Below are 24,613 nucleotides of genomic sequence, written 5' to 3' on the forward strand. Positions count from 1 at the left end.
CCACGAGGCCAAGGCCGTCGCCGAGCGCATGGAGCGCGCCGTACACACCCTCGCCGCGCCGCCCGCCCCCGCCGGAAACCCGCGGTGACCGCCTTCCGTACCGCGGCGCCCGCAGCCGGTGCCGACGCCGGCCGCGCCCGGCCCGCCGGGTACGCCGCGCGCCGCGCCCGCCCCGCCCCGAAGGCCCGCGCCAGGGCCGCCGCCGGCCTCGTGCTCGGGGCCCTGTTCCTCGGCGTCGGCGCCGGGCCCGCCGCCGCCGACACCATCCGCGACCGGCAGTGGGGGCTCACCGCGCTGCGGGCCGAGGAGGCCTGGGGGACCACCCGGGGCGCCGGGGTCACCGTCGCCGTACTCGACACCGGGGTCGACGCCACCCACCCCGACCTCGAAGGGCAGGTCCTCGAAGGGGCCGACCTCATCGGCATGGGCGCCGGGCACGGCGACCGCGCCTGGGCCCGGCACGGCACGGCCATGGCCGGGATCATCGCCGGGCACGGCCACGGCGGCAACCGCGGCCAAGGCGTCCTCGGCATCGCCCCCCAGGCCAGGATCCTCCCCGTCCGGGTGATCCTCGATGAGGGCGACCCCGGCCGGGCCCAGGCCCGCGAGAGCAAGGGCGGCGCGCTCGCCGAGGGCATCCGCTGGGCCACCGACCACGGCGCGGACGTGATCAACCTCTCCCTGGGCGACGACAGCGACTCCGCCCACCACGAAGCCGCCGAGGACGAGGCAGTCCAGTACGCCCTCGCCCAGGGCGTGGCCGTCGTCGCCTCGGCCGGCAACGGCGGGCGCGAGGGCGACCACGCCTCCTACCCGGCCGCCTACCCCGGCGTCATCGCCGTCACCGCCGTCGACCGCGGCGGCAGGAAGGCCCCCTTCTCCACCAGCAACTGGTACGCCACCGTCAGCGCCCCCGGCGTCGACGTCGTCATCGCCGACCCCGACCGCTCCTACTACGAGGGGTGGGGCACCAGCGCCGCCTCCGCCTACGTCTCCGGCGCCGTCGCCCTCGTCAAGGCCGCCCACCCGGACCTCTCCCCGGCGCAGATCAAGAGGCTGCTGGAGGAGACCGCCTCCGACGCCCCGCCCGGCGGGCGCGACGACTCCCGCGGCCACGGCCTCGTGGACCCCGTCGCCGCACTCCAGGCCGCCGACGCCCTGCGCGCCGAGCCGCCCGTGCCCGTGCCCGTCGCCGCCGGGCAGCCGTACTTCGGCCCCGGCCCCGAGCCGGCACGGGCCGCCGGCCGCGGCGCGCGCCTCGGGATCCCGGTGGCCGCGGCCACCGGGCTGGCGCTGCTCGCCCTGGCCGCCGTACTGGCCCGGCGTCCCCGGGGCGCCCGGCGGGAGGGGGACCGGGACCGGGATAGGGTCGGGTAACTGTGGCGAACAAAAACATCCCCGACCCCGGGTTCTCCGAAGACGACGGCTCCGCCGACCCCCGGCTGAGCGCGGCCCTGGCGGCCTGGTCCCAGGACCGGTCGAAGGAGCCGGAGCTGCTGGCCGCCCTCAAGGACGCCCGCCTGCTGGTCCCGGTCGTCGCCGTGCTCGGCGAGGTCGAGACCGACCCGCAGACCGGCCTGAAGCGCGAGAAGACCAGCGACATGGCCGTGCCGACCCTGCGGGCGGGGGACCGGCGGGCCCTGCCCGCCTTCACCTCCATCGCCGCGCTGGCCCTCTGGGACCCGGCCGCCCGCCCGGTCGCCGTACCCCTGCACCAGGCCCTGGCCGCCGCCGCGCACGAGAAGGCCGACACGGTGGTCCTGGACCTGGCCGGCCCCGTCACCTACCAGCTGACCGGTCCCGCGCTGCTCGCGCTCGCCGAGGGCCGCACCGACGCCGGCCCGCTGGCGGATCCCGCGGTGCGCGAAGCCGTACGGGCCGCCGTGTCCGCCGAGCCCGCCGTGCTCCGCGCCCACCTCGGCCCGGGCGGGGCGGACGCCGACGGAACCCTCGCGATCGTTCTGGCCGCAGAGGCGCAGGGGGCCCTGGCCGCCACCGCGGCCCGCCGCGTCGCCGAGGCGCTGGCGGCCGACGAGACCCTGCGGGCCCGCCTCGTACGGGGACTCGACCTCGCGCTGCTTCCGCAGGGGGCCCCGGCCCCGGCCGGGGAGCCGCTCTTCACCCGCTGAGCCCCGGGACACGGGAAGGGCCGGGGCGGCGTCGCCCCGGCCCTTCCCCGTGTTCCGCGTACGGCTCAGCCGAAGACCGGGCCCGTGAACTTCTCGCCCGGACCCTGGCCCGGCTCGTCCGGGACGACCGAGGCCTCGCGGAAGGCGAGCTGGAGCGACTTCAGGCCGTCGCGCAGCGGGGCCGCGTGGAAGGAGCTGATCTCGGTGGCGCTCGCCGTGACCAGGCCGGCCAGGGCCGTGATCAGCTTGCGGGCCTCGTCGAGGTCCTTGTGCTCCGAGTCCGGCTTGTCCAGGCCCAGGTTGACCGCCGCGGCGCTCAGCAGGTGCACGGCCACCGTGGTGATCACCTCGACGGCGGGCACGTCCGCGATGTCGCGGGTCATGGCGTCGTAGTCGGGGGCGTCCGGCGTGCTGCCGGCCTCGGTGGCGGGGGTGGGGGTCGCGTCAGTCATGCCTCACACGATAAGCCGGGCCGCGCGGGCCGCTGACCGGGCCCTGTCGCGACCGCGCCCAGCCGGCGGCCGGCGGCGTCCGGGGGAGCGGACCCGGCGCGGAATGCTATATTGGACTGACGACCGGCCGGAGACGCATGTCCCCGGCCCACAAGTGGAGGCTCCGCTCTCCCACCCGACCACCCTCCGGGGCGGCGGGTCACCGGTCAGGTGGCATCCATCGTTCCGTACGGACGATGGAAAGCTGCCCGAGTCTGCGCCCCGCGATCGCATGCGGCGGTGCTCCGGTTGTATTGGAGCCCCTGCCTGTGCCTCGGCGGGGCATTTTTGATGTTCCGCCGCGGTTGGTCTGACGACATCAGACGTCAGCGGCTGTCTGCCAGGCAGCCGTGTGGTGCTACCGAGGAGGATCCATCAGCACCGAGCCCCGCATCAACGACCGGATTCGCGTTCCCGAGGTACGACTCGTCGGTCCCAGCGGTGAGCAGGTCGGCATCGTGCCGCTTGCCAAGGCCCTTGAGCTGGCGCAGGAGTACGACCTCGACCTGGTCGAGGTCGCGGCGTCCGCACGCCCGCCGGTCTGCAAGCTCATGGACTACGGCAAGTTCAAGTACGAGTCGGCCATGAAGGCCCGTGAGGCGCGCAAGAACCAGGCGCACACGGTCATCAAGGAAATGAAGCTCCGGCCGAAGATCGACCCGCACGACTATGACACCAAGAAGGGTCACGTCGTTCGGTTCCTCAAGCAGGGCGACAAGGTCAAGATCACGATCATGTTCCGTGGTCGCGAGCAGTCCCGGCCGGAACTCGGCTACCGACTGCTGCAGCGTCTGGCTTCGGACGTCGAGGACCTCGGGTTCATCGAGTCGAACCCGAAGCAGGACGGCCGCAACATGATCATGGTCCTCGGTCCGCACAAGAAGAAGACCGAGGCGATGGCCGAAGCCCGCGAGGCGCAGGCCGCCCGCAAGGCCGAGCGCCAGGGTGTCGCCGCCGACGAGGCTCCTTCCGAGGAAGCCCCCGTCGAGGAGGGCACCGAGGTCGTCTCCGCCGAGGCCGAGGCTGACGCCGAGGCGCCCGAGGCCGCCTCCCCCGAGGCACCGGCCGAAGCCTGATTCCGAGGCAGCCTGTCTCGGATCACCGACACAACATGACGCTCCCTGGCGCCGGTCCCCCACCGGACCGGCGGGGGGCGCCACCGACGAGGAGATAACGGCGCTATGCCGAAGAACAAGACGCACAGCGGTACCAAGAAGCGCTTCAAGATCACCGGCTCCGGCAAGGTGCTCCGTGAGCGCGCCGGCAAGCGCCACCTGCTCGAGCACAAGTCGTCCCGTGTCACCCGCCGCCTGACCGGCACCGCGGAGATGGCCCCCGGCGACGCCGCGAAGATCAAGAAGCTTCTCGGCAAGTGACGTCCTCCGCTCCCGCGCAGGGAGCGGATGAGCGTCGAGACCGGGACCCCATCGAATTCGGGCCGTGTGAAGACACCCACGGCCCCGCTACAAGGAGTTAAAAAGTGGCACGCGTCAAGCGGGCAGTAAACGCCCACAAGAAGCGCCGGGCGATCCTCGAGGCGGCCTCCGGCTACCGCGGTCAGCGTTCGCGCCTGTACCGCAAGGCCAAGGAGCAGGTCACCCACTCGCTGGTCTACAACTTCAACGACCGCAAGAAGCGCAAGGGCGACTTCCGTCAGCTGTGGATCCAGCGCATCAACGCCGCTGCCCGCCAGAACGGCATGACGTACAACCGCCTCATCCAGGGTCTGAAGGCCGCCAACATCGAGGTGGACCGCAAGATCCTCGCGGAGCTGGCTGTCAACGACGCCAACGCTTTCGCCGCGCTCGTCGAGGTTGCGCAGAAGGCGCTTCCGGCCGACGTGAACGCCCCGAAGGCCGCTGCCGCCGCCTAAGCAGCGCGCAGCAAGCCCTTCACAGGCTTCAGCCCGGACCCGCAGGCCCCGTGCCTGCGGGTCCGGTGCGTTGTGGCCGATCCACCTGTTTCGACCCGCAGTACGTACGGAAGCGAGCCGACCGCCATGGGTACCCCCGCCCCCGCCGAGCTGATCTCCCCCCGATCCCCGCGGGTGGCCGCCGCCAGGCGCCTGGCGCGGCGCAACTTCCGCACCAAGGAGCGCCGGTTCATCGCCGAGGGCCCGCAGGCCGTCCGTGAGGCCGTCGAGCACCGGGGCGCGGGTGGCGCGTCGACCCTGATCGAGCTGTTCGCGACCGTGGAGGCCGCCGAGCGGTACGACGGGATCATCGGGGCCGCGCTGGACGCCGGCGCGCGCGTCCACTACGCCTCCGACGAGGTGCTCGCCGAGGTCTCGCAGACCGTCACCCCGCAGGGGCTCGTCGGTGTCTGCCACTTCCTCGACTCACCCTTCGAGGAGATCCTGGCGGCCCGGCCCAAGCTGGTCGCCGTCCTCGCGCACGTGCGCGACCCCGGGAACGCCGGCACGGTGCTGCGCTGTGCCGACGCCGCCGGCGCGGACGCGGTCGTACTGACCGACGCCTCGGTGGACCTGTACAACCCGAAGTCCGTACGGGCCTCGGTGGGCTCCCTGTTCCACCTTCCGGTGGCGGTGGGCGTCCCCGTGGAGCAGGCCGTCGAGGGCCTCCGGGCGGCCGGGGTACGGATCCTGGCCGCCGACGGGGCCGGCGAGGACGACCTGGACGCCGAACTCGACGCGGGCACGATGGGCACCCCCTCGGCCTGGGTCTTCGGCAACGAGGCGTGGGGCCTGCCCGAGGAGACCAGGGCGCTCGCGGACGCCGTCGTACGCGTCCCGATCCACGGCAAAGCCGAGAGCCTGAACCTCGCCACGGCCGCCGCGGTGTGCCTCTACGCGTCCGCGCGTGCACAGCGGGCTCCCGGAGGGTGCCGCTCCGTGACCCCCAGCTAGTAATGTGGCGGCCCGGGGGCCCACTGCGCTACTCGGAGATGTGGGGTACGGGGACATGACCGTCGGTACGAACAGCTCGCCAGGGGCCGCGACGGCGTCCGGGACGCCGTCCCTGGCGGCCGTGCCCCCGCAGGGCTCCGGCCGCGCCGCACAGGCCGCGCCGGAGGCGCACGAGCCCCGCGAGCCGCAGGACCCCCGCGAGCCCCGCGACGCGGCCGCGCTCACGGAGTTCGAGGACCTCGGCATCGACCCCGACGACCTCCCCGACGGTCTCGTCGTCGCGGACGCCGCCGGCCGCGTGATCTGCTTCAACTCCGCCGCCGCCCGGATCACCGCCCTGGTCCCCGGTGAGGCCCTCGGCGTTCGGATCGAGCGGGCGCTGCCGCTGGAGGACCTCGACGGCCGCCGCTGGTGGACGCTGACCGACCCGTACGGGGGCCTCGCCACCCGGCGCGGCCAGCCCGAGCGCAACCTGCTGCTGCCCGGCGGCCGCGAGGTGCTCGTCTCCGCCCGCTACGTACGCACCCACCCCACCGGCCCGCTGCGCCGCCTGGTCGTCACCCTGCGCGGCACGGAGGCGCGCCGGCGCACCGAGCGCAGCCACGCCGAGCTGATCGCCACCGTCGCCCACGAGCTGCGCTCCCCGCTGACCTCCGTCAAGGGCTTCACCGCCACCCTGCTCGCCAAGTGGGAGCGGTTCACCGACGACCAGAAGCGGCTGATGCTGGAGACCGTCGACGCCGACGCCAATCGCGTCACCCGCCTCATCGCCGAGCTCCTCGACATCTCCCGCATCGACTCCGGCCGCCTGGAGGTGCGCCGCCAGCCGGTGGACATCGCGACCGCCGTGGGCCGCCACGTCCAGGCGCTCACCGCGAACGGCCAGGCGCCCGACCGGTTCCTCGTACGGGTCAGCTGCTCGCTCCCCGATCTGTGGGCCGATCCGGACAAGATCGACCAGATCCTCGGCAACCTCCTGGAAAATGCGGTGCGGCACGGCGAGGGAACGGTCACCATCGACGTATCGCCGACCAGCCTGACGAACGCAGCGGGCAAGACCGAGAAGGGAACCGCCGTCACCGTGACCGATGAGGGCCCCGGTATCCCCGAGGAGTCGATGGGCCGCGTCTTCACCCGCTTCTGGCGGGGCAGCAAGCGCGGTGGCACCGGCCTGGGCCTGTACATCGTCAAGGGCATCGTCGAGGCCCACGGCGGCACCATCACGGTCGGCCGCGGCCCCGGAGGCGGCGCGGAGTTCCGATTTATCCTGCCCGTGGGCGCGCCGGCCTACCTCACGCAGTAGCCCTGCGGAGCGTCTCGCCAGGCGGCCCACGGGCTCCTCCACCCCCAGCGGCCTTTAGACTCGTCCTTTGGCACCTTTGTGTCCTTGTGCCGAGCGCGCCCTGCGTGTCGCGCGGGGGACCACCAGCCAGCCATCGGAAGTACGGGAAGAGATGTCGGCACCGAACAAGTCGTACGACCCTGTCGAGGTCGAGGCACTGAAACCGGAAGAGATCGAGCGCATGCGGGACGAGGCGCTCGCCGCCTTCGCGGCCGCCGGTGACCTCGACGCGCTGCGGGAGGCGAAGACCGCGCACATGGGCGACCGCTCGCCCCTGGCGCTCGCCAACCGCGAGATCGGCGCCCTGCCGCCGCAGGCCAAGGCCGAGGCGGGCAAGCGCGTGGGCCAGGCCCGCGGCGCCGTGAACAAGGCCTTCGGGGCCCGCACGGTCGAGCTCGAAGCCGAGCGCGACGAGCGGGTGCTGGTCGAGGAGGCGGTGGACGTCACGCTGCCCTACGACCGCGTCCCCGCCGGTGCCCGGCACCCCCTGACCACGCTGATGGACCGCATCGCGGACATCTTCACGGCCATGGGCTACGAGGTGGCCGAGGGCCCCGAGGTCGAGGCGGAGTGGTTCAACTTCGACGCCCTCAACTTCACGCCCGACCACCCGGCGCGCCAGATGCAGGACACCTTCTTCGTCCAGGGCCCCGAGGGCACCGAGGGCGACGAGTCCGGCGTCGTGCTGCGCACCCACACCTCCCCGGTGCAGGCGCGCTCGCTGCTCGACCGGGAGCCGCCCGTGTACGTGGTCTGCCCGGGCCGGGTGTTCCGCACCGATGAGCTCGACGCGACGCACACCCCGGTCTTCCACCAGGTCGAGCTGCTCGCCGTGGACGAGGGCCTGACCATGGCCGACCTCAAGGGCACCCTGGACCACATGGTCCAGGCGCTCTTCGGAAAGGACATGACCACCCGGCTGCGCCCGAACTTCTTCCCGTTCACCGAGCCGTCCGCCGAGATGGACATGCAGTGCTACGTGTGCCGCGGCGAGTCGGTGGGCAACCCCGACCGCCCGTGCCGCACCTGCTCCAGCGAAGGCTGGATCGAGCTCGGCGGCTGCGGGATGGTCAACCCCAAGGTGCTGGTCGCCTGCGGTGTGGACCCGGAGAAGTACAGCGGGTTCGCCTTCGGGTTCGGCATCGAGCGGATGCTGATGTTCCGCCACAACGTCGAAGACATGCGAGACATGGTCGAGGGTGACGTCCGGTTCACCCGGCCGTTCGGGATGGAGATCTGATGCGGGTCCCGCTTTCTTGGCTGCGGGAGTACGTCGACCTGCCCGCGGGCGAAACCGGTCGTGACGTACAGGCCAAGCTCGTAGACGCCGGCCTCGAGGTCGAGAGGGTCGAGCAGCTCGGCGCCGGGCTCAAGGGCCCTCTGGTCGTCGGCCAGGTGCTGACCATCGAGGAGCTCGAGGGCTTCCGCAAGCCGATCCGTTTCTGCACGGTCGACGTCGGCCAGGCCAACGGCACCGGCGAGCCGCAGGAGATCGTCTGCGGCGCCCGGAACTTCTCCGTCGGCGACAAGGTCGTCGTGGTCCTGCCCGGCGCCGTCCTGCCCGGCGACTTCGCGATCGCCTCGCGCAAGACGTACGGCAAGACCTCCCACGGCATGATCTGCTCCGGCGAGGAGCTGGGCATGGGCGACGACGGCACGCACGGCATCATCGTGCTGCCGCCGGAGCACGAGGTCGGCACCGACGCGATCGAGCTGCTCCAGCTCGTCGACGAGGTCCTCGACATCGCCGTCACCCCGGACCGCGGCTACTGCCTGTCGATGCGCGGTGTGGCCCGTGAGACCGCCACCGCGTACGGCCTGCCGCTGCGCGACCCGGCGCTGCTCGACGTGCCCGCGCCGAACTCGTACGGCTACCTGGTCACGATCGACGACCCGGCCGGCTGCGACCGCTTCACCGCCCGTACGGTGACCGGCCTCGACCCCGAGGCGAAGTCCCCGATCTGGCTGACGCGGCGCCTGCAGAAGGCCGGCATGCGCCCGATCTCGCTCGCCGTCGACGTCACCAACTACGTGATGCTCGAACTCGGCCAGCCGCTGCACGCGTACGACCGCTCCCGCCTGGACGGCGCGATCGGCGTGCGCCGCGCCGAGCAGGGCGAGAAGTTCACCACCCTCGACGGGGTCAAGCGCACGCTCGACGCCGAGGACCTGGTGATCACCGACAACAGCGGGCCGATCGGTCTCGCCGGTGTCATGGGCGGTGCCAACACCGAGATCGCCGACTCCGTGACCGACCCCGAGACCGGTGCCGTCACCGGCACCACGGACGTCGTCATCGAGGCCGCGCACTTCGACGCGCTGACGATCTCGCGCAGCGCCCGCCGCCACAAGCTCGCCTCCGAGGCCTCCAAGCGCTTCGAGCGCGGCGTCGACCCGCAGGCGGCCTCCGCGGCCGCGCAGCGGACCGTCGACCTGCTCGTGCTGCTCGCCGGCGGCACCGCCGAGGCGGGCGTCACCGAGCTCACGGCACCGGGTGCCCCGCGCACCATCGCGATGCGCGCGGACCACCCGGACCGCGTCGCGGGCATGGACTACGGCCGCGAGACCGTCGTACGCCGCCTCCAGGAGGTCGGCTGCGACGTCTACGGCCAGGACGAGCTCGTCGTGACCGTCCCCTCGTGGCGGCCCGACCTCGCCGAGCCCAACGACCTCGCCGAAGAGGTCATCCGCCTGGAGGGCTACGGGAACCTCCCCTCCACCCTGCCGAAGCTGCCGTCCGGCCGCGGTCTGACCGCCCGGCAGCAGCTGCACCGGCGGGTCGGCCGCGCGCTGGCCGGCGCGGGCTACGTCGAGGCGCTCAACTACCCGTTCGTCGGCGAGGGCGTCTTCGACCAGCTCCAGCTGCCCGCGCACGACGCGGCCCGCCAGGTGGTCAAGCTCGTCAACCCGCTCTCCGACGAGGAGCCGGCGCTGCGCACCACGCTGCTGCCGGGTCTGCTGGGCGCGCTGCGCCGCAACGACAGCCGGGGCAGCCACGACCTCGCCCTCTTCGAGACGGGCTCGGTCTTCCGGGCCGGTCCGCGGCCGGGTGTCGCCGTACGACTGCCCGTCGACCGGCGTCCCACGGCTGAGGAGATCGCCACGCTGAACGCCGCCCTGCCGGCCCAGCCGCGGTACGCCGCGGTCGTGCTGGCCGGTGCGCGCGAGCAGGCCGGCTGGTGGGGCAAGGGCCGCCCGGCCGACTGGGCGGACGCGGTGCAGGCCGCGCGCTCGCTGGCCGCCGAGGCCGGGGCCGAGCTCCTCGTGCGCCAGGGCCAGTACGGGCCGTGGCACCCGGGCCGGTGCGCCGAGCTGCTCGTCACCCTGGACGGGGTGGAGACGGTCATCGGGCACGCCGGTGAGCTGCACCCGCGCGTCGTCAAGGCGATGGGCCTGCCGGCCCGCACCAGCGCCATGGAGCTCGACCTGGACCGCCTCGCGGCGGCCGGGGGCGGCGCCGTGGAGGCGCCCCGGATCTCCACCTTCCCGGTGGCGACCCAGGACGTCGCGCTGATCGTCGACGCGTCGGTCCCGGCGGCCGACGTCGAGACCGCGCTGCGCAAGGGCGCCGGTGAACTGCTGGAGTCCCTGCGGCTGTTCGACGTGTTCACCGGTGAGCAGGTCGGCGAGGGCAAGAAGTCCCTGGCGTACGCGCTGCGCTTCCGGGCGCCCGACCGCACCCTGACCGCGGAGGAGTCCACGGCCGCGCGCGACGCGGCGGTGGCGCTCGCGGGCGAGCGCACGGGCGCGGTGCTGCGCGGGGCGTGAGCGTGCAACTGCTCGGCCACTGAGGTGGATCGAGGCACTGAGGGGCGTATCCGGTGGTCCGGATACGCCCCTCACCCGTTGGGGTGAGAAGCCCGGCGACCTGTGTCCTCGATGCGGCCGGTCGACGGAATCGTCGCGGCGCCGGGCAGCGACCCCGGCCCCTGAACCGCGGGGGGACCGCACACCGGGCCCGGTGGGAGGGCCCGGCGCGCGTTCCACGGCCCCTGCCGGGGCCCGGCGACCAACCGGGCGCCGGCGGAGCCGGAGCGCGCCGCCCGCCTGCCATGGAGTGTCGGGCAGACAGCAAGGCGGACGGCGCGGTGCGGGTCGTCGCACTGTACGAGGGGGAGCCGACGACCCGGGCTGCCTCTTTGGCGAGGCCCTTAAGTGAAGCGTCCCCGGGGCTCGTTGCGGCAGGGTGCGTATCGCATTTATGCGCGTACACGGTTCACACCCCGTGTGAATGAAAAGGAGTACACCCCGTGTGAACCGCGCACCCACTAGCCTGAGACCGAAGAGCCCTTGGAGGGGCCCATGCAGCCCAACGCCCTTCTCGACGCCCTCCTCGCCGAGGCGGGCATGTCCCACGCCGGACTCGCGGCGCACGTCAACCAGGCGGGCCGGTCCCGCGGACTCGCCCTGCGCTACGAACACACCGCCGTCACCCGGTGGTTGAGGGGGCAGCGACCACGCGGCCAGGTGCCCGACCTGATCTGCGAGGTGCTCGGCGGCCGGCTCCGCCGCCCGGTGTCGCTGGACGACATCGGGCTCGGACTGCCCGGCCAGCCCGCCTCCCCGCACGGCTCCCCGCTCAGCGGCTTCGTCGACCGCGCCGCCGCCCTGTGGCGCTCCGACGAACAGGGCCGCGTCCAGCTGCTGAACGCCGAGGCCGTCACCGGGACTCCCGCCGTGATCCCGGTCTGGGAGTGGGAGAACCCACCCGAGGACGCCGACGTCTCCCGTGACGGGCCGAACCTGATCGGCCCCGAGCACATCGAGATCCTGCGGGCGGCGCGCGCCCACTACGAGCTGATGTACCGCCGGGCCGGCGGGGTCGCCACCCGGGCCCGGATCGTCCGCTTCCTCGGCAGCGAGACCGCGCCGATGCTCCGGGGCCGCTACCCCGACCGGCTCGGCCGCCAGCTGCACCGGGCCACCGGGTCCCTGGTGGCGGTGGCCGGGATCTGCGCGTACGACTCGGACGCCCACGGGCTCGCCCAGCGCTACTTCCACCAGGCACTGCGGCTGGCGAAGGCCAGCGGGGACCGGGGGCTCGGCGCCTACGTCATCGCGCTGATCGTCAACCAGTCCCTGCACCTGCGCGAGTACCGCCAGGCCGTCGCCTTCGCCGAGGCCGCGCTGCGCGCCGCGGGGCGGCAGACCACCCCGGCCCTGACCGCCGACCTGTACGCCATGCAGGCCAAGGCCTACGCCCAACTCGGGGACACCGCCGCCGCGCTGGCCTGCATCCGCCGTGCCGAGGCGGCCGCCGAGCGGATCCGGCCGGGCACGGAGCCGGACGAGACGGGGTACGTACAGCCCGGGCTGGTCAACGTACAGGTGGCCGAGGCGCTGCTGAGCATGGGCGACCTGCGGGCCGCACACGAGCAGGCGACGGCCGCGGTCGGGACCCCGGCGCACGACCGCGGGCGGGTCCACCGTCTGGCGATGCTGTGCGAGATCCAGCTGCGCCAGGGCGAGGCGGACCGGGCGGTGGCGGCCGCCGCGGAGATGGCCGAACGGGCCAAAGGCATGGAGTCGCTGCGACTGCGCGACCGGCTCCGGGCAGTCCGCGAGCAGCTGCTGACCAGCGGATGTTCCGGTGCGGAAGAGACCGCGCAGCTGATCGACGGGGCGCTTCGCGTTCCCCTGTGAGTGCGCGAACTGCTGCCATGTTGCCACCTACTCGAACGGAAGGTGGCACCACCGTGCAGTGGACGAACCTGAGTGAGCAGACCGTGTACAAGAACCGCTGGTTCGACGTTAACCTCGCCGACGTGGAACTTCCCGACGGCCGGCACCTGGACCACTTCGTGATCCGGCTGCGCCCGGTCGCCGTCGCCACGGCCGTCAACGAGGCCAACGAGGTGCTGCTGCTGTGGCGGCACCGGTTCATCACCGACAGCTGGGGCTGGGAACTGCCCGCGGGCGTGGTCGAGGACGGCGAGGACGTCGCGGCGGCCGCGGCCCGGGAGATGGAGGAGGAGTCGGGCTGGCGGCCCGGCCCCCTCCACCACTTGATGACCGTCGAGCCGGCCAACGGGCTGACCGATGCCCGCCACCACCTCTACTGGGCGGACGGGGCGAGGTACATCGGACCTCCCGAGGACGACTTCGAGTCCTCACGCCGCGAGTGGGTGCCGCTCAAACTCGTGCCGGACATGATCGCGCGCGGCGAGATCCCGGCCGCCAACATGGCGGCCGGGCTGCTGCTCCTGCACCATCTGCGGCTCGGCTGACCGCGCCGGCCGCGGGCCGCGGGCCTCGGGCCGCGAGGGTACGGACCGGCCGCCCGGTGGGATCAGCCGTACGGGTAGAAGCCCGAGCCGGTCTTGCGCCCGAGGCGGCCGGCGTCGACCATCCGCTGGAGCAGCGGGGGAGCGGCGTACAGGGGCTCCTTGTACTCGGCGTACATCGAGTCGGCGATCGAGGCGATCGTGTCGAGGCCGATCAGGTCGGAGAGCTTGAGCGGACCCATCGGGTGCGCGCAGCCCAGCTCCATGCCGTTGTCGATGTCCTCGCGGCTCGCGATGCCGGACTCGAACATCCGGATCGCCGACAGCAGGTAGGGGACCAGGAGCGCGTTGACGACGAAGCCCGACCGGTCCTGGGCGCGGATCGCGTGCTTGCCCAGGACCTTCCCCACCAGGGCCTCGGCCCGCTTGATGGTCTCCTCGCTCGTGGTCAGCGCCGGGATCAGCTCGACCAGCTGCTGCACGGGGGCCGGGTTGAAGAAGTGGATGCCGATGACCTGGTCGGGCCGGGAGGTCGTGACGGCCAGCTTGACCAGCGGGATCGAGGAGGTGTTGGAGGCGAGGATCGCGTCCGGCCGGGTGATCACCTGGTCGAGGACCTGGAAGATCTCCGTCTTGACCTGCTCGTTCTCGACGACGGCCTCGATGACGAGGTCGCGGTCGGCGAACTCGCCGAGATCGGTGGTGAAAGTGAGGCGGGCCAGGGTCGCGTCCCGCTCCTCCTCGCTGATCTTGCCGCGTTCGGCGGCCTTGGTCAGGGAGTTGTGCAGCCGGGTGCGCCCGATCTCCAGGGCCTCGCCGGTGGTCTCGGCGACCTTCACCTCAAGGCCGCTGCGGGCGCACACCTCTGCGATGCCCGCGCCCATCTGGCCACAGCCCACTACGCCGACCCGGGTGATGTCGGAAGGGAGGTCAGTCACTTCGTGCCTTTCGCTGCTCATCCGTCGGCGGGTCCCCCGTGCTGCGCAGTGTCACTGCGTCCCGGCGCCCGCCACGCCCCACGACGTTACCCCCGACCTTCACCCCGGCGGGGGGCCGGGGCGGGCATGCTGTCAGATACAGGGCACTGTCACGCAACGGAACGGAGTCGTCACATGGCGTACATCGGGCGTCGGGGGCTGCTGGCGGGGGCCGCCGGGCTGCTGGCCGCGACGGGCGGGGCGGCCCCCGCGCGGGCGGCGCGCAGGCGTGCTCCGCGGGCGAAGGCGGCCGCCGAGTTCCGCGCGATGTGGATCGCCTCTGTGGAGAACGTCGACTGGCCCTCCGAGAGCGGGCTGGGCGCCGGGGAACAGCGCGACGAGCTGATCCGGCTCCTCGACGCCGCCGTCGAGCGCCGCCTGAACGCCGTGATCCTCCAGGTCCGGCCCGCCGCCGACGCGATGTGGCCCGGGGCCCGAGAACCCTGGTCGCAGTGGCTGACCGGGGAGCAGGGGGAGGACCCGGGCTGGGACCCGCTGGGCACCGCGGTCGCCGAGGCCCATGCCCGGGGGCTGGAGCTGCACGCCTGGTTCAACCCGTACCGGGTTGCCAACCACACCGATCCCGGTCGTCTGGCCGAGGGTCATCCGGCCCGGCGCAACCCCGATTGGACGGTCGCGTACAACAAGAAGCTGTACTACAACCCCGGGCTGCCCGAGGTGCGCGCCTTCGTGCAGGAGGCCATGCTCGACGCCGTCTCCCGCTACGAGGTGGACGGGGTGCACTGGGACGACTACTTCTACCCGTACCCCGTCGCGGGGGAGGAGTTCGACGACGCCGACGCGTACGAGCGCCACGGCGGCGGTTTCGCCTCCCGCGCGGACTGGCGGCGCGCGAACACCGACGCGCTGGTGCGCGAGATGTCCGCACGGGTGCGGACGGTCCGCCCGTCCGCGCGCTTCGGCATCAGCCCGTTCGCGGTCTGGCGCAACAGCGAGCGGGACCCGCTCGGTTCGCCGACGCAGGCCGGGGTGGAGACGTACGACGACCTGTACGCGGACACCCGCAAGTGGGTCCGGGAGGGCTGGATCGACTACATCGTGCCGCAGGTGTACTGGCAGATCGGCCATCCGACCGCCGACTACGCCAAGGTCGTGCCCTGGTGGGCGCAGACGGTGGCCGGTACCGACGTGGCGCTGTACGTGGGTGAGGCGCTGTACCGCTGCGACCGGAGCAGCGCGACCGCCGCGTGGCGCGATCCGCAGGAGCTGTCCAGGCACCTGACGTTCGCCCGCGATTACCCCGAGGTCCGCGGCCACGTCTACTTCTCGGCGAAGCAGGTGGTCGCGGACCCCAACGGTGCGATGGCCAGGGTCGTCGCCGACCATTACCCGACGGCCGTGCCGCCGAGGTGACGCGGGGGTGTGCCGCGGCGGGCCCGCCGTGGCGCGGCCGGCCGCGTCGTGCGGGTGCGGTCAGTGCTCCGACGGGTGCTTGACGACGCAGTCGGGGCCCGGGGACATGACCGCCTCGTGACCGTCGGCGAAGCGGACCCGGTAGGGCGGGGTGCCGTTGTCGCCGAGTACCTGAGTGATTTCACCGACCTTGTCGTGCTGGCCCACGATCCTGCCGTGCTGCACCAGCTGGTCGCCCTCGGTCGCGCGCATGGTTGACCTCCTCGGAGGCGGTCCGTATCGGTGACAGCAGTTTACGGCGGTTTGCCTGGTTTGGGCCCGCTGGGTCGCGGCGTCCAGGCCCGCTGGGTCACGGCGCCTAGGCCCGCTGGGTCACGGCGATGCAGACGAGGACCGCGCAGGCGGCGGCCGGGGCGGCGGGGGAAAGGTGCTCGCCGAGCAGCGCCACGGACCAGACCAGGGTCAGCAGCGGCTGCGCGAGTTGGAGCTGACTGGCGCGCGGGGCGCCGATCTCCGCCATCCCGCGGTACCAGACGTACAGTCCGAGGAAGGTCGAGCCGGCCGCCGCCCAGACGAGCCCGGCCACCCCGTGGCCGCTCAGGTGGACCGGCTCGTACGCGAGCCCCAGCGCGGAGCCGGCCAGGCTGAGCGGCAGGCACAGCACCAGCGCCCAGCCGATCACCTGCCAGCCGGGCAGGACGCGGGCCAGCCGTCCGCCCTCGGTGTACCCGGCCGCGCAGACCAGCAGGGCCCCGAAGAGGTACCCGTCGCCGGCCGACAGGGCGCCGCCGCTCTGGGTCAGGGTGAAGCCGAGCACGACGGCGGCCCCGGCGACGGCCGCGCCCCAGAACCGGCGCGAGGGGCGGGCGCCGGTGCGCAGCGCCGACACGGCGGCCGTGGTCAGCGGGAGCAGTCCCACCACGACGGCGGCGTGCGAGGTGGTGGAGGTGGTCAGCGCCAGGGTGGTGAGCAGCGGGAAGCCGACGACGACTCCGGCGGCGACCACGGCGAGGCCGCCCCAGTGTGCGCGGGCGGGCGGCGGCACGCGCCCGGCCAGCAGGAAGGCCCCTGCGATCAGGGCGGCGAGGAGGCTGCGCACGGCGACGAAGGACCAGGGGCCGAAGCTCTCCAGGCCCCAGGCGGTGGCGGGGAAGGTCAGCGAGAAGGCGATGACGCCGAGCCCGGCGAGTGCGGTACCTCCGGTGGCCCGGCCGCCGGGCCCGCCGCGGCGGCCGCCGGTGGCGGAGGAGTGCGCATGATCCGCGGTGGCGGAGGTGGTCGCCCGGTCCGCGGTGGCGGGGGAGTACGCCCGGTCCGCGGTGGCGGGGGAGTGCGCACGGTCCGCGACCCGGACCCGGTGTGCACGGCCCTCGACCGCTATCGCCTTGGGGGTAGTAGCGCTATTCTGTGCTCTCATGTACGAGCGTAGCAGCGTGGCAGAGCTGGCGGAATCCTTGCGGTCGGAGGTAGACCGCTACTCGGTGGGTGGAAAGCTCCCGTCGAGCCGGGCCCTGGTCGAGCGCTACCGGGTCAGCCCCGTCACCGTCTCCCGCGCCCTCGCCCAGCTGGCCGCCGAGGGGCTGGTCGTCACCCGGCCCGGCGCCGGGGTCTTCCGGGCCCCGCCCCGCACGGCGGTGCCCGCGCCGGGGGACACCTCCTGGCAGGAGGTCGCCCTGAGCGCGGAGGGCGCGGGCGAGGTGGTCCCGCGCTCGGTGGACGCCTCCGGGGTGCTGGCCTGCCTGGCCGCGCCGCCGTCCGGGGTGATCGGGCTCAACAGCGGCTACCTGCACCCCTCCATCCAGCCCGAGCGGGCCATGGCCGCGGCGCTGGCCCGGGCCGGGCGGCGCCCCGGAGCCTGGGAGCGGCCGCCCATGGAAGGGCTGCCCGAACTGCGCGACTGGTTCGCCCGGGAGATCGGCGGGGCCGCCGGGGCCGTCGGCGCCGCCGACGTGCTGATCACGGCGGGCGGGCAGAGCGCGCTCACCACCGCCCTGCGGGCGCTGGCCCCGCCCGGGGCGCCGATCCTCGTGGAGTCCCCGACCTACCCCGGGCTACTCGCCATCGCCCGCGCCTCCGGATGCCGGCCGGTGCCCGTCCCGGTGGACGCCGACGGGGTCCGCCCGGAGCTGCTGGCCGCGGCCTTCGAAGCGACGGGCGCGCGGGTGTTCGTATGCCAGCCGCTGTTCCAGAACCCGACGGGTGCCGTGCTGGCTCCGGCCCGGCGGGCCGAGGTGCTGCGGATCGCCCGGTCCGCGGGGGCCTTCGTGGTGGAGGACGACTACGCCCGCGCCCTCGCGCACGAGGACGCCGGCCCGCTGCCCGCGACGCTGGCCGCCGAGGACCGGGACGGGGTGGTCGTCCACGTCCGGTCCCTGACCAAGGCCACCTCGCCCAGCCTGCGGGTGGGCGCGCTCGCCGCCCGCGGCCCGGTGCTGGACCGGCTGCGGGCGATTCAGGTCGTGGACTCCTTCTTCGTGTCCCGGCCGCTCCAGGAAGCCGCCCTGGAGCTGGTCGGCGCCCCCGCCTGGCCCCGCCACCTGCGCTCCGTCGCCGCCGAGCTGCGCCACCGGCGGGACCTGCTCGCGGGCGCCCTGCGGCGGGAGCTGCCCGGGCTGACCCTGCCCCATCTGCCCTCGGGCGGCTACCAGTTGTGGGCGCGCATGGCCGAGGGCGAGGACGACGCGGGCTTCGCGGCGGCGGCCCTGCGCGTCGGGGTCGCGGTCGCCGCGGGCCGCCCGTACTTCTGCGCGGAACCGCCCGGTCCGTACGTACGGCTCAGCTTCGCCGGGGTCTCGGGCGCTGCGGAACTGGGTGAGGCCGTACGCCGGCTGCGCTCACTCGGGGCGCCGGCCTGAAGCCTTGGCCCGACCTCCGGGCCCGAAACCGGTGGAGCCGCGGCGCCGCGCCGCCCTACCCTGCGGCCATGAACGACATCGAGATCACCACGCTCGCGCAGCGCCCCGAACTGGCCGGGCGGCTCTGGGACATGGAGGACACCTGGCCCGAGTTCGCCCGGCACGACCCGACGGCGGAGCTCCTCTACCCCCGCATGGTCGAGGAGCTGGCCGACCACGTCCTCGTCGCCACCGACGGCGGTGCGGTGATCGCCCGCGGGTTCAGCGTGCCGTTCGCGCTGCACGCGCCCGGCCGGGACGGGAGGCTGCCCGCGCGGGGCTGGGACCAGGTCCTCCTGTGGGCCTTCGCCGACCTGCGGAGCGGGGTCGCCCCCGACACGGTGAGCGCCATCGAGATCACCGTCGCCGCCGACCGCCTCGGCGAGGGTCTGTCCGGGCGGATGCTGGGCGCGATGCGGGACAACGCCCGCGCCCGCGGCTTCGCCGAGGTGGTGGCGCCCGTGCGGCCGAGCGGCAAGCCGGCCGAGCCCGGGACGCCGATGGAGGAGTACGCGTACCGCACGCGCGGGGACGGGCTGCCGTACGACCCGTGGCTGCGGGTCCACGTCCGCGCGGGCGCGGTGATCGACTCGGTGGCCCCGCTGTCGATGACGATCACCGGCTCGCTCGCGCAGTGGCGGGAGTGGACCGGGCTGCCGTTCGACACGACCGGTCCGGTGCTGGTCGAGGGGGCCCTGGCGCCGGTCCGCTGCGAGGCCGGGCAGGGATACGCGGCGTACGTGGAACCGAACGTCTGGGTCCGCCACGCGTTGGACACCTGACGCCCCGGGGGCGACGCTCGAACCGGTCGTGGCCCCGGGGCTCGGGCGAGGGCGAGGGCTAGGGCTAGGGCGCGGTGGCGCAGGTGCGGTCGCCGAGGTCGCCGAGATCGAGCGGAGCCCCGGACGTCGTGCCTTCATGGGCCAGCGAGAGACCACCTCGGTCAGGTCCGGAGTCGAGGGAGTCGGCGCGGCGGCCGAGGCGGAGGGGCGGGACGCGGACGGCCCCGCGGTACCCCTGTCGCTTTACGAGCAGCCCGTGGCGGCCGTGAGCAGCAGTACCGCCGCCCCGAAGGCTGCGCGAAGTCCGTATCGCATGAGCGTTCCTCCCCCGTGTGCGCCCTCGGGACCGGGACGCCTGCAGATGATCGCAGCAGCGGGATCCGTGACCGGCGGTACGGGAGTTCGCATCCGGCGATCGTGCGATCCCACCAGCACGTCATGACGGGCTTCCGAGGGCATCTCGGATCGGTCACCATGGAGGTCCGTCGGCGATCCGGGGTGGGGATGAGCGAGGGTGGGGACGTTGTGGACGGGCAGCCGGAGCAGGTCGGCCCCGTGCCGTGGCTGGCGCTGTCCTGTCTGATCGGGCTGGTCCTGGCCTACGCCGTGCTGACGCACTTCACCGAGGAACTGCGGACGGCGCTGTGGGGCAGGCCCGGGACCGTGACCGAGGTCGACTGCCGGACGTACGACGCCACCGTGGCCAACGCGGGAACGTCGACGTCCTGCTCGGGCGCCTTCACCCCGGACGGCGGCGGCTCGCCGTTCGACGTCCGCGTCGACGGCAACGTCGATTCGCCACCGGTCCGTGCGTGGCTGGTGGACGGTTCGTCCGGCACCGCGTACGTCTCGCCGACGGCGTGGGCGGGGGTGTTCCCGGTGGGCCTGTCCCTCCTCCTGGCCGGTCTCCCGGTGGCGGTGACGGTGAAGTACGCCGTCCGCGCACGGCGCCCCGGAGGGCCGCTTCGAGGACCGGACCCGGAGCCGAGTGCGTGATCGGCGACGCCGAGCACGACGGGTGCCGCGACCACGCCCCCGCCGGGTGACGTGCTCGTCCGCCGACTGAAACATCCGATCCCAGGAGCCTCCGCGGGGTACTGAAGCAGCTTTGCATAAAAGTGCGGGAGTACGTATAGTCATGCCATCGAAGAGGAGGGTCCGATGGTGGTACGTGTAGCGGTGGCCGGAGCGAGTGGGTACGCGGGCGGGGAAGTCCTGCGCCTGCTGCTCTCCCACCCCGAGGTGGAGATCGGCGCGCTGACCGGCAACTCCAACGCCGGGCAGCTCCTCGGCAGCCTCCAGCCGCACTTGGCGCCGCTCGCCGGCCGGACCCTGGCGGCGACCACGCCCGAGGTCCTCGCCGGCCACGACGTCGTCTTCCTGGCACTGCCCCACGGGCAGTCCGCCGCCGTCGCCGCCGAGCTCGGCGAGGACGTCCTCGTCATCGACATGGGCGCCGACCACCGGCTCAAGGACTCCGCCGACTGGGACGCCTTCTACGGAGCCCCGCACGCCGGCACCTGGCCGTACGGGCTCCCCGAGCTCCCCGGTGGCCGGGCCGCGCTGGAGGGGTCCAAGCGCATCGCGGTTCCCGGGTGCTTCCCGACCGCCGTCACCCTCGCCCTCTTCCCGGCGTACGCCGCGCAGCTGGCCGAGCCCGAGGCCGTGATCGTCGCCGCGACCGGCACCTCCGGCGCCGGCAAGGCGCTCAAGCCGCACCTGCTCGGCTCCGAGGTCATGGGCTCCGTCAGCCCGTACGGGGTGGGCGGCGGGCACCGGCACACCCCCGAGATGGTGCAGAACCTGAGCCCGATCGCCGGGCAGAAGGTCTCCGTCTCCTTCACGCCCACCCTCGTGCCGATGTCGCGCGGCATCCTGGCCACCTGCTCCGCCAAGGCGCTGCCCGGCACCACCGCCGACGCGGTGCGCGCCGCGTACGAGAAGGCGTACGCGGACGAGCCCTTCGTGCACCTGCTGCCCGAGGGGCAGTGGCCGGCGACCTCGTCCGTCCACGGTTCCAACGCCGTTCGGATCCAGGTCGCGTACGACGGGTCCGCGCAGCGGATCATCGCGATCAGCGCCATCGACAACCTGACCAAGGGCACCGCCGGCGGCGCGGTGCAGAGCATGAACATCGCCCTCGGGCTCCCCGAAGAACTCGGGCTTTCCACGATCGGAGTCGCGCCGTGACCGTTACGGCAGCACAGGGGTTCACGGCCGCCGGCATCGCGGCCGGGATCAAGGCGAACGGCAACCCGGACCTGGCCCTCGTGGTCAACAACGGTCCGCGGCTGGCCGCGGCGGGCGTCTTCACCTCCAACCGCGTCAAGGCGGCGCCCGTGCTCTGGTCCGAGCAGGTCCTGCGCGGCTCCGTCGTCAGCGCGGTCGTCCTCAACTCCGGCGGCGCCAACGCCTGCACCGGACCGAAGGGCTTCCAGGACACCCACGCCACCGCCGAGAAGGTGGCCGCCGCGCTCAACGCCCACGGCCCCGGCGGCGAGCACCACGCCGGCGAGCACAATGCCGGCGAGATCGCCGTCGCCTCCACCGGCCTGATCGGCGTCCTGCTCCCCATGGACAAGCTGCTGCCCGGCATCGACACCGCCGTCGCAGCCCTCTCCGCCGACGGCGGCGAGGACGCGGCCATCGCCATCAAGACCACCGACACCGTGCACAAGACGGCCGCGGTCACGCAGGACGGCTGGACGGTCGGCGGCATGGCCAAGGGCGCGGGCATGCTCGCCCCGGGCCTGGCCACCATGCTCGTCGTCCTCACCACGGACGCCGACGTGGACGGCGCCACCCTCGACCGGGCGCTGCGCTCCGCCACCCGCACCACCTTCGACCGGGTCGACTCCGACGGCTGCATGTCCACCAACGACACCGTCCTGCTGCTGGCCTCCGGGGCCTCCGGCCGCGTGCCGGAGTACGAGGCCTTCGCGGAGGCCGTACGGACCGTCTGCGACGACCTCGCCCGCCAGCTGATCGGCGACGCCGAGGGCGCCAGCAAGGACATCCGCATCGAGGTCGTCGGCGCGCTCACCGAGGGCGACGCGGTCGAGGTCGGCCGGAGCATCGCCCGCAACAACCTGCTCAAGTGCGCCATCCACGGCGAGGACCCCAACTGGGGGCGGGTGCTCTCCGCGATCGGCACCACCCGGGCCGCCTTCGACCCGGACCGGCTGAACGTGGCCATCAACGGAGTCTGGGTCTGCAAGAACGGCTCGGTCGGGGAGGACCGCGACCTGGTCTCCATGAAGGACCGCGAGGTGCGCATCACCGCGGACCTGGCCACCGGCTCCGAGTCCGCCGTGATCTGGGCCAACGACCTGACCGCCGAGTACGTGCACGAGAACAGCGCCTACAGCTCATGAGCGACGAGAAGGCCGGCCGGACCGGCACCACCACCGCGCGCAAGCACACCGCGCTGCCCAAGGCGCAGATCCTCATCGAGGCCCTGCCGTGGCTCACCCGCCACAACGGCAAGGTCGTCGTCGTCAAGTTCGGCGGCAACGCCATGATCGACGAGGACCTCAAGGCCGCCTTCGCCCAGGACGTGGTCTTCCTGCGCCAGGCGGGGCTGAAGCCCGTCGTGGTGCACGGCGGCGGCCCCCAGATCAACGCCCAGCTCGACAAGCAGGGCCTGGTCAGCGAGTTCAAGGCCGGCCTGCGCGTCACGACCCCCGAGGCGATGGACGTCGTACGGATGGTGCTCGCGGGCCAGGTCCAGCGAGAGCTGGTCGGGCTGCTCAACCAGCACGGGCCGCTGGCCGTCGGCATGACCGGCGAGGACGCCCACACCATCACCGCCACCCGGCACACCCCCGAGATCGAGGGCGAGCTCGTCGACATCGGCCGGGTCGGCGAGATCACCGCCATCGACACGGGTGCGATCGAGGCGCTGCTGGCGGACGGCCGGATCCCGGTCATCTCCTCCATCGCGCGCAGCGCCGACGACCACCACGTGTACAACGTCAACGCCGACACGGCCGCCGCGGCGCTCGCCGCGGCGCTGGGCGCCGAGACGCTGATGGTGCTCACGGACGTCGAGGGCCTGTACGCGGACTGGCCGAACAGCGACGAGGTCATCAGCCGGCTCACCGTCAGCCAGCTGGAGAAGCTGCTGCCCGACCTGTCCAGCGGCATGGTGCCCAAGATGGAGGGCTGCCTGCACGCCGTGCGCGGCGGGGTCAGCACGGCCCGCGTGATCGACGGGCGGGTCCCGCACTCGATCCTGCTGGAGATCTTCACCGACGAGGGAATCGGCACGATGGTCGTGCCCGACGCACAGGGAGGGGAACCCGCGTGACCGGCAACCAGGAGAGCGCCAACCAGCGGTACGCGGCCCGCTGGCGGGATGCGCTGACCGACAACTACGGCACCCCCGCCCTGGCCCTCGTACGCGGCGAAGGCGCCCGCGTCTGGGACGCGGATGGCAAGCAGTACACCGACTTCGTCGGCGGCATCGCGGTCAACGCCCTCGGCCACGCCCATCCGGCGATCGTCGAGGCCGTGACCGCGCAGATCTCCACCCTCGGCCACGTCTCGAACCTCTACGCCTCCGAGCCCGTCCTCGCACTCGGCGAGCGGCTGCTCCAGCTCTTCGGCCGCCCCGGCCGGATCTTCTTCTGCAACTCCGGCGCCGAGGCCGTCGAGGCCGCCTTCAAGATCGGTCGGCTGACCGGGCGGACCCACATGGTGGCCACCGACGGCGGTTTCCACGGCCGGACGATGGGCGCCCTCGCGCTCACCGGTCAGCCGAAGAAGCAGGACCCGTTCCTGCCGCTGCCCGGCGAGGTCACGCACGTCCCGTACGGAGACGCCGAGGCCCTGCGGGCCGCCGTCACCGAGGAGACGGCCCTCGTGATCATCGAGCCGATCCAGGGCGAGAACGGCGTCGTCGTACCCCCGGCCGGATACCTGACGGCCGCCCGCGAGATCACCCGGGCCACCGGCACCCTGCTCGTCCTGGACGAGGTGCAGACCGGGATCGGCCGCTGCGGCCACTGGTTCGAGCACCAGGCCCACGAGGGCGTCGAACCCGATGTCGTCACGCTCGCCAAGGGGCTGGGCGGCGGTCTGCCGATCGGCGCCGTGGCCGTCTTCGGGCCGGCCGCGGAGCTGCTGCGCCCCGGCCAGCACGGCACCACCTTCGGCGGGAACCCCGTCGCGTGCGCCGCCGGCCTCGCCGTCATCGACACCATCGCCGCCGAGGGCCTGCTCGACCGGGTCAAGGCGCGCGGGGAGCGGCTGCGGTCCGGAATCGAGGGCCTCGGAGGGGGGAAGGGCCACCCGTTGGTCTCCCATGTCCGTGGTGAGGGCCTGCTCCTGGGTATCGTGCTGACCGGGCCGCTCGCACCGCAGGTGCAGCAAGCGGCCCAGGATGCCGGCTTCCTGGTCAACGCGCCCGCCCCCGACGTCGTACGGCTGATGCCGCCGTACGTACTCACCGAGGCCGAGGCGGACGCGTTCGTCCGGGCCCTGCCCGGCATCCTCGACGCAGCCAATGGGGACGGACACACCGGGGAATGAGA

The 24,613-nt window shown here is 73.4% G+C and carries 23 protein-coding genes; 19 read left to right on the forward strand and 4 right to left on the reverse strand.

Going from position 1 to position 24,613, the window contains the following annotated elements; genetic code table 11:
- Positions 1 to 84 precede the first annotated feature (84 nt).
- Together mycP and ACS04_RS14480 are read left to right on the forward strand one after the other, a co-directional pair.
- A complete protein-coding gene (gene mycP, locus ACS04_RS14475) occupies positions 85 to 1,377 on the forward strand; it encodes a type VII secretion-associated serine protease mycosin (protein WP_078864758.1) in 1,293 nt (430 codons plus the stop codon).
- 2 nt (positions 1,378 to 1,379) lie between these two features.
- The gene (locus tag ACS04_RS14480; protein WP_048476985.1) at positions 1,380 to 2,129 is read left to right on the forward strand and encodes an SseB family protein; all 750 of its coding nucleotides are present in this window, start codon (positions 1,380 to 1,382) and stop codon (positions 2,127 to 2,129) included.
- A gap of 65 nt (positions 2,130 to 2,194) precedes the next feature.
- On the opposite strand, the gene ACS04_RS14485 is transcribed toward ACS04_RS14480, so the two are convergent.
- Entirely contained in the window at positions 2,195 to 2,581 is a 387-nt protein-coding gene (locus ACS04_RS14485) for a DUF1844 domain-containing protein (protein WP_030860187.1), read from the reverse strand.
- A 389-nt stretch (positions 2,582 to 2,970) separates the two neighbouring features.
- Between ACS04_RS14485 and infC the strand changes: the two genes are divergently transcribed.
- The 9 genes from infC (at position 2,971) to ACS04_RS14530 (ending at position 13,055) form a co-directional block, all read left to right on the forward strand.
- Positions 2,971 to 3,696 carry a translation initiation factor IF-3 gene (gene infC / locus ACS04_RS14490; protein ID WP_048476986.1) on the forward strand — a complete coding sequence of 242 codons (726 nt, stop codon included), beginning with the start codon at positions 2,971 to 2,973 and terminating at the stop codon, positions 3,694 to 3,696.
- A gap of 105 nt (positions 3,697 to 3,801) precedes the next feature.
- Positions 3,802 to 3,996, forward strand: a complete 195-nt coding sequence (gene rpmI, locus ACS04_RS14495; RefSeq protein WP_030157249.1) for a 50S ribosomal protein L35 — start codon at positions 3,802 to 3,804, stop codon at positions 3,994 to 3,996.
- A 104-nt stretch (positions 3,997 to 4,100) separates the two neighbouring features.
- A complete protein-coding gene (rplT, locus tag ACS04_RS14500; RefSeq protein ID WP_030860181.1) occupies positions 4,101 to 4,493 on the forward strand; it encodes a 50S ribosomal protein L20 in 393 nt (130 codons plus the stop codon).
- A gap of 126 nt (positions 4,494 to 4,619) precedes the next feature.
- Positions 4,620 to 5,486: a TrmH family RNA methyltransferase gene (locus ACS04_RS14505; protein WP_048476987.1), complete on the forward strand. Its 867-nt coding sequence runs from the start codon at positions 4,620 to 4,622 to the stop codon at positions 5,484 to 5,486.
- A 55-nt stretch (positions 5,487 to 5,541) separates the two neighbouring features.
- On the forward strand, positions 5,542 to 6,789 hold the full coding sequence (locus tag ACS04_RS14510; protein ID WP_048476988.1) for a sensor histidine kinase: 1,248 nt from the start codon (positions 5,542 to 5,544) through the stop codon (positions 6,787 to 6,789).
- Between the two features lie 151 nt (positions 6,790 to 6,940).
- Complete coding sequence (pheS, locus tag ACS04_RS14515; protein WP_048476989.1) at positions 6,941 to 8,068, forward strand: phenylalanine--tRNA ligase subunit alpha; 1,128 nt, start codon at positions 6,941 to 6,943, stop codon at positions 8,066 to 8,068.
- Complete coding sequence (pheT, locus tag ACS04_RS14520) at positions 8,068 to 10,596, forward strand: phenylalanine--tRNA ligase subunit beta (protein WP_048476990.1); 2,529 nt, start codon at positions 8,068 to 8,070, stop codon at positions 10,594 to 10,596. The genes pheS and pheT overlap by 1 nt, the downstream gene beginning before the upstream one ends.
- A gap of 534 nt (positions 10,597 to 11,130) precedes the next feature.
- Positions 11,131 to 12,471 carry an NsdA family TPR-like regulatory protein gene (locus tag ACS04_RS14525; RefSeq protein WP_048476991.1) on the forward strand — a complete coding sequence of 447 codons (1,341 nt, stop codon included), beginning with the start codon at positions 11,131 to 11,133 and terminating at the stop codon, positions 12,469 to 12,471.
- 53 nt (positions 12,472 to 12,524) lie between these two features.
- Positions 12,525 to 13,055 carry an NUDIX hydrolase gene (locus ACS04_RS14530; protein WP_048476992.1) on the forward strand — a complete coding sequence of 177 codons (531 nt, stop codon included), beginning with the start codon at positions 12,525 to 12,527 and terminating at the stop codon, positions 13,053 to 13,055.
- A gap of 62 nt (positions 13,056 to 13,117) precedes the next feature.
- On the opposite strand, the gene ACS04_RS14535 is transcribed toward ACS04_RS14530, so the two are convergent.
- Positions 13,118 to 14,011 (reverse strand): 3-hydroxybutyryl-CoA dehydrogenase, encoded by an 894-nt coding sequence (locus ACS04_RS14535; protein ID WP_063789474.1) that lies wholly within the window; start codon positions 14,009 to 14,011, stop codon positions 13,118 to 13,120.
- A gap of 153 nt (positions 14,012 to 14,164) precedes the next feature.
- Between ACS04_RS14535 and ACS04_RS14540 the strand changes: the two genes are divergently transcribed.
- Positions 14,165 to 15,403 (forward strand): glycoside hydrolase family 10-like protein, encoded by a 1,239-nt coding sequence (locus ACS04_RS14540; protein WP_048476993.1) that lies wholly within the window; start codon positions 14,165 to 14,167, stop codon positions 15,401 to 15,403.
- Positions 15,404 to 15,463: 60 nt separating this feature from the next.
- On the opposite strand, the gene ACS04_RS14545 is transcribed toward ACS04_RS14540, so the two are convergent.
- Positions 15,464 to 15,655 carry a DUF1918 domain-containing protein gene (locus ACS04_RS14545; protein ID WP_048476994.1) on the reverse strand — a complete coding sequence of 64 codons (192 nt, stop codon included), beginning with the start codon at positions 15,653 to 15,655 and terminating at the stop codon, positions 15,464 to 15,466.
- 106 nt (positions 15,656 to 15,761) lie between these two features.
- Positions 15,762 to 16,820 carry a DMT family transporter gene (locus ACS04_RS14550; RefSeq protein ID WP_048476995.1) on the reverse strand — a complete coding sequence of 353 codons (1,059 nt, stop codon included), beginning with the start codon at positions 16,818 to 16,820 and terminating at the stop codon, positions 15,762 to 15,764.
- On the opposite strand from ACS04_RS14550, the gene ACS04_RS14555 reads away from it, so the two are divergent.
- From ACS04_RS14555 to ACS04_RS14585, 7 genes are all read left to right on the forward strand, one after another.
- A complete protein-coding gene (locus ACS04_RS14555; RefSeq protein WP_048476996.1) occupies positions 16,819 to 18,258 on the forward strand; it encodes an aminotransferase-like domain-containing protein in 1,440 nt (479 codons plus the stop codon). The genes ACS04_RS14550 and ACS04_RS14555 overlap by 2 nt on opposite strands.
- Before the next feature lie 68 nt (positions 18,259 to 18,326).
- A complete protein-coding gene (locus ACS04_RS14560; RefSeq protein WP_048476997.1) occupies positions 18,327 to 19,079 on the forward strand; it encodes a hypothetical protein in 753 nt (250 codons plus the stop codon).
- A gap of 525 nt (positions 19,080 to 19,604) precedes the next feature.
- Complete coding sequence (locus ACS04_RS14565; RefSeq protein ID WP_048476998.1) at positions 19,605 to 20,075, forward strand: hypothetical protein; 471 nt, start codon at positions 19,605 to 19,607, stop codon at positions 20,073 to 20,075.
- Between the two features lie 165 nt (positions 20,076 to 20,240).
- Positions 20,241 to 21,269: an N-acetyl-gamma-glutamyl-phosphate reductase gene (gene argC, locus ACS04_RS14570; RefSeq protein ID WP_048476999.1), complete on the forward strand. Its 1,029-nt coding sequence runs from the start codon at positions 20,241 to 20,243 to the stop codon at positions 21,267 to 21,269.
- A complete protein-coding gene (gene argJ, locus ACS04_RS14575; RefSeq protein ID WP_048477000.1) occupies positions 21,266 to 22,453 on the forward strand; it encodes a bifunctional glutamate N-acetyltransferase/amino-acid acetyltransferase ArgJ in 1,188 nt (395 codons plus the stop codon). Before argC ends, argJ begins: the two co-directional genes overlap by 4 nt.
- Positions 22,450 to 23,388, forward strand: coding sequence for an acetylglutamate kinase (gene argB / locus ACS04_RS14580; protein ID WP_048477001.1), 939 nt, complete (start codon positions 22,450 to 22,452; stop codon positions 23,386 to 23,388). The genes argJ and argB overlap by 4 nt, the downstream gene beginning before the upstream one ends.
- A complete protein-coding gene (locus ACS04_RS14585) occupies positions 23,385 to 24,611 on the forward strand; it encodes an acetylornithine transaminase (RefSeq protein ID WP_048477002.1) in 1,227 nt (408 codons plus the stop codon). Before argB ends, ACS04_RS14585 begins: the two co-directional genes overlap by 4 nt.
- Positions 24,612 to 24,613 lie beyond the last annotated feature (2 nt).

This window comes from Streptomyces roseus, from assembly GCF_001044425.1.
GTDB classification, from domain to species: Bacteria; Actinomycetota; Actinomycetes; order Streptomycetales; family Streptomycetaceae; genus Streptomyces; species Streptomyces roseus.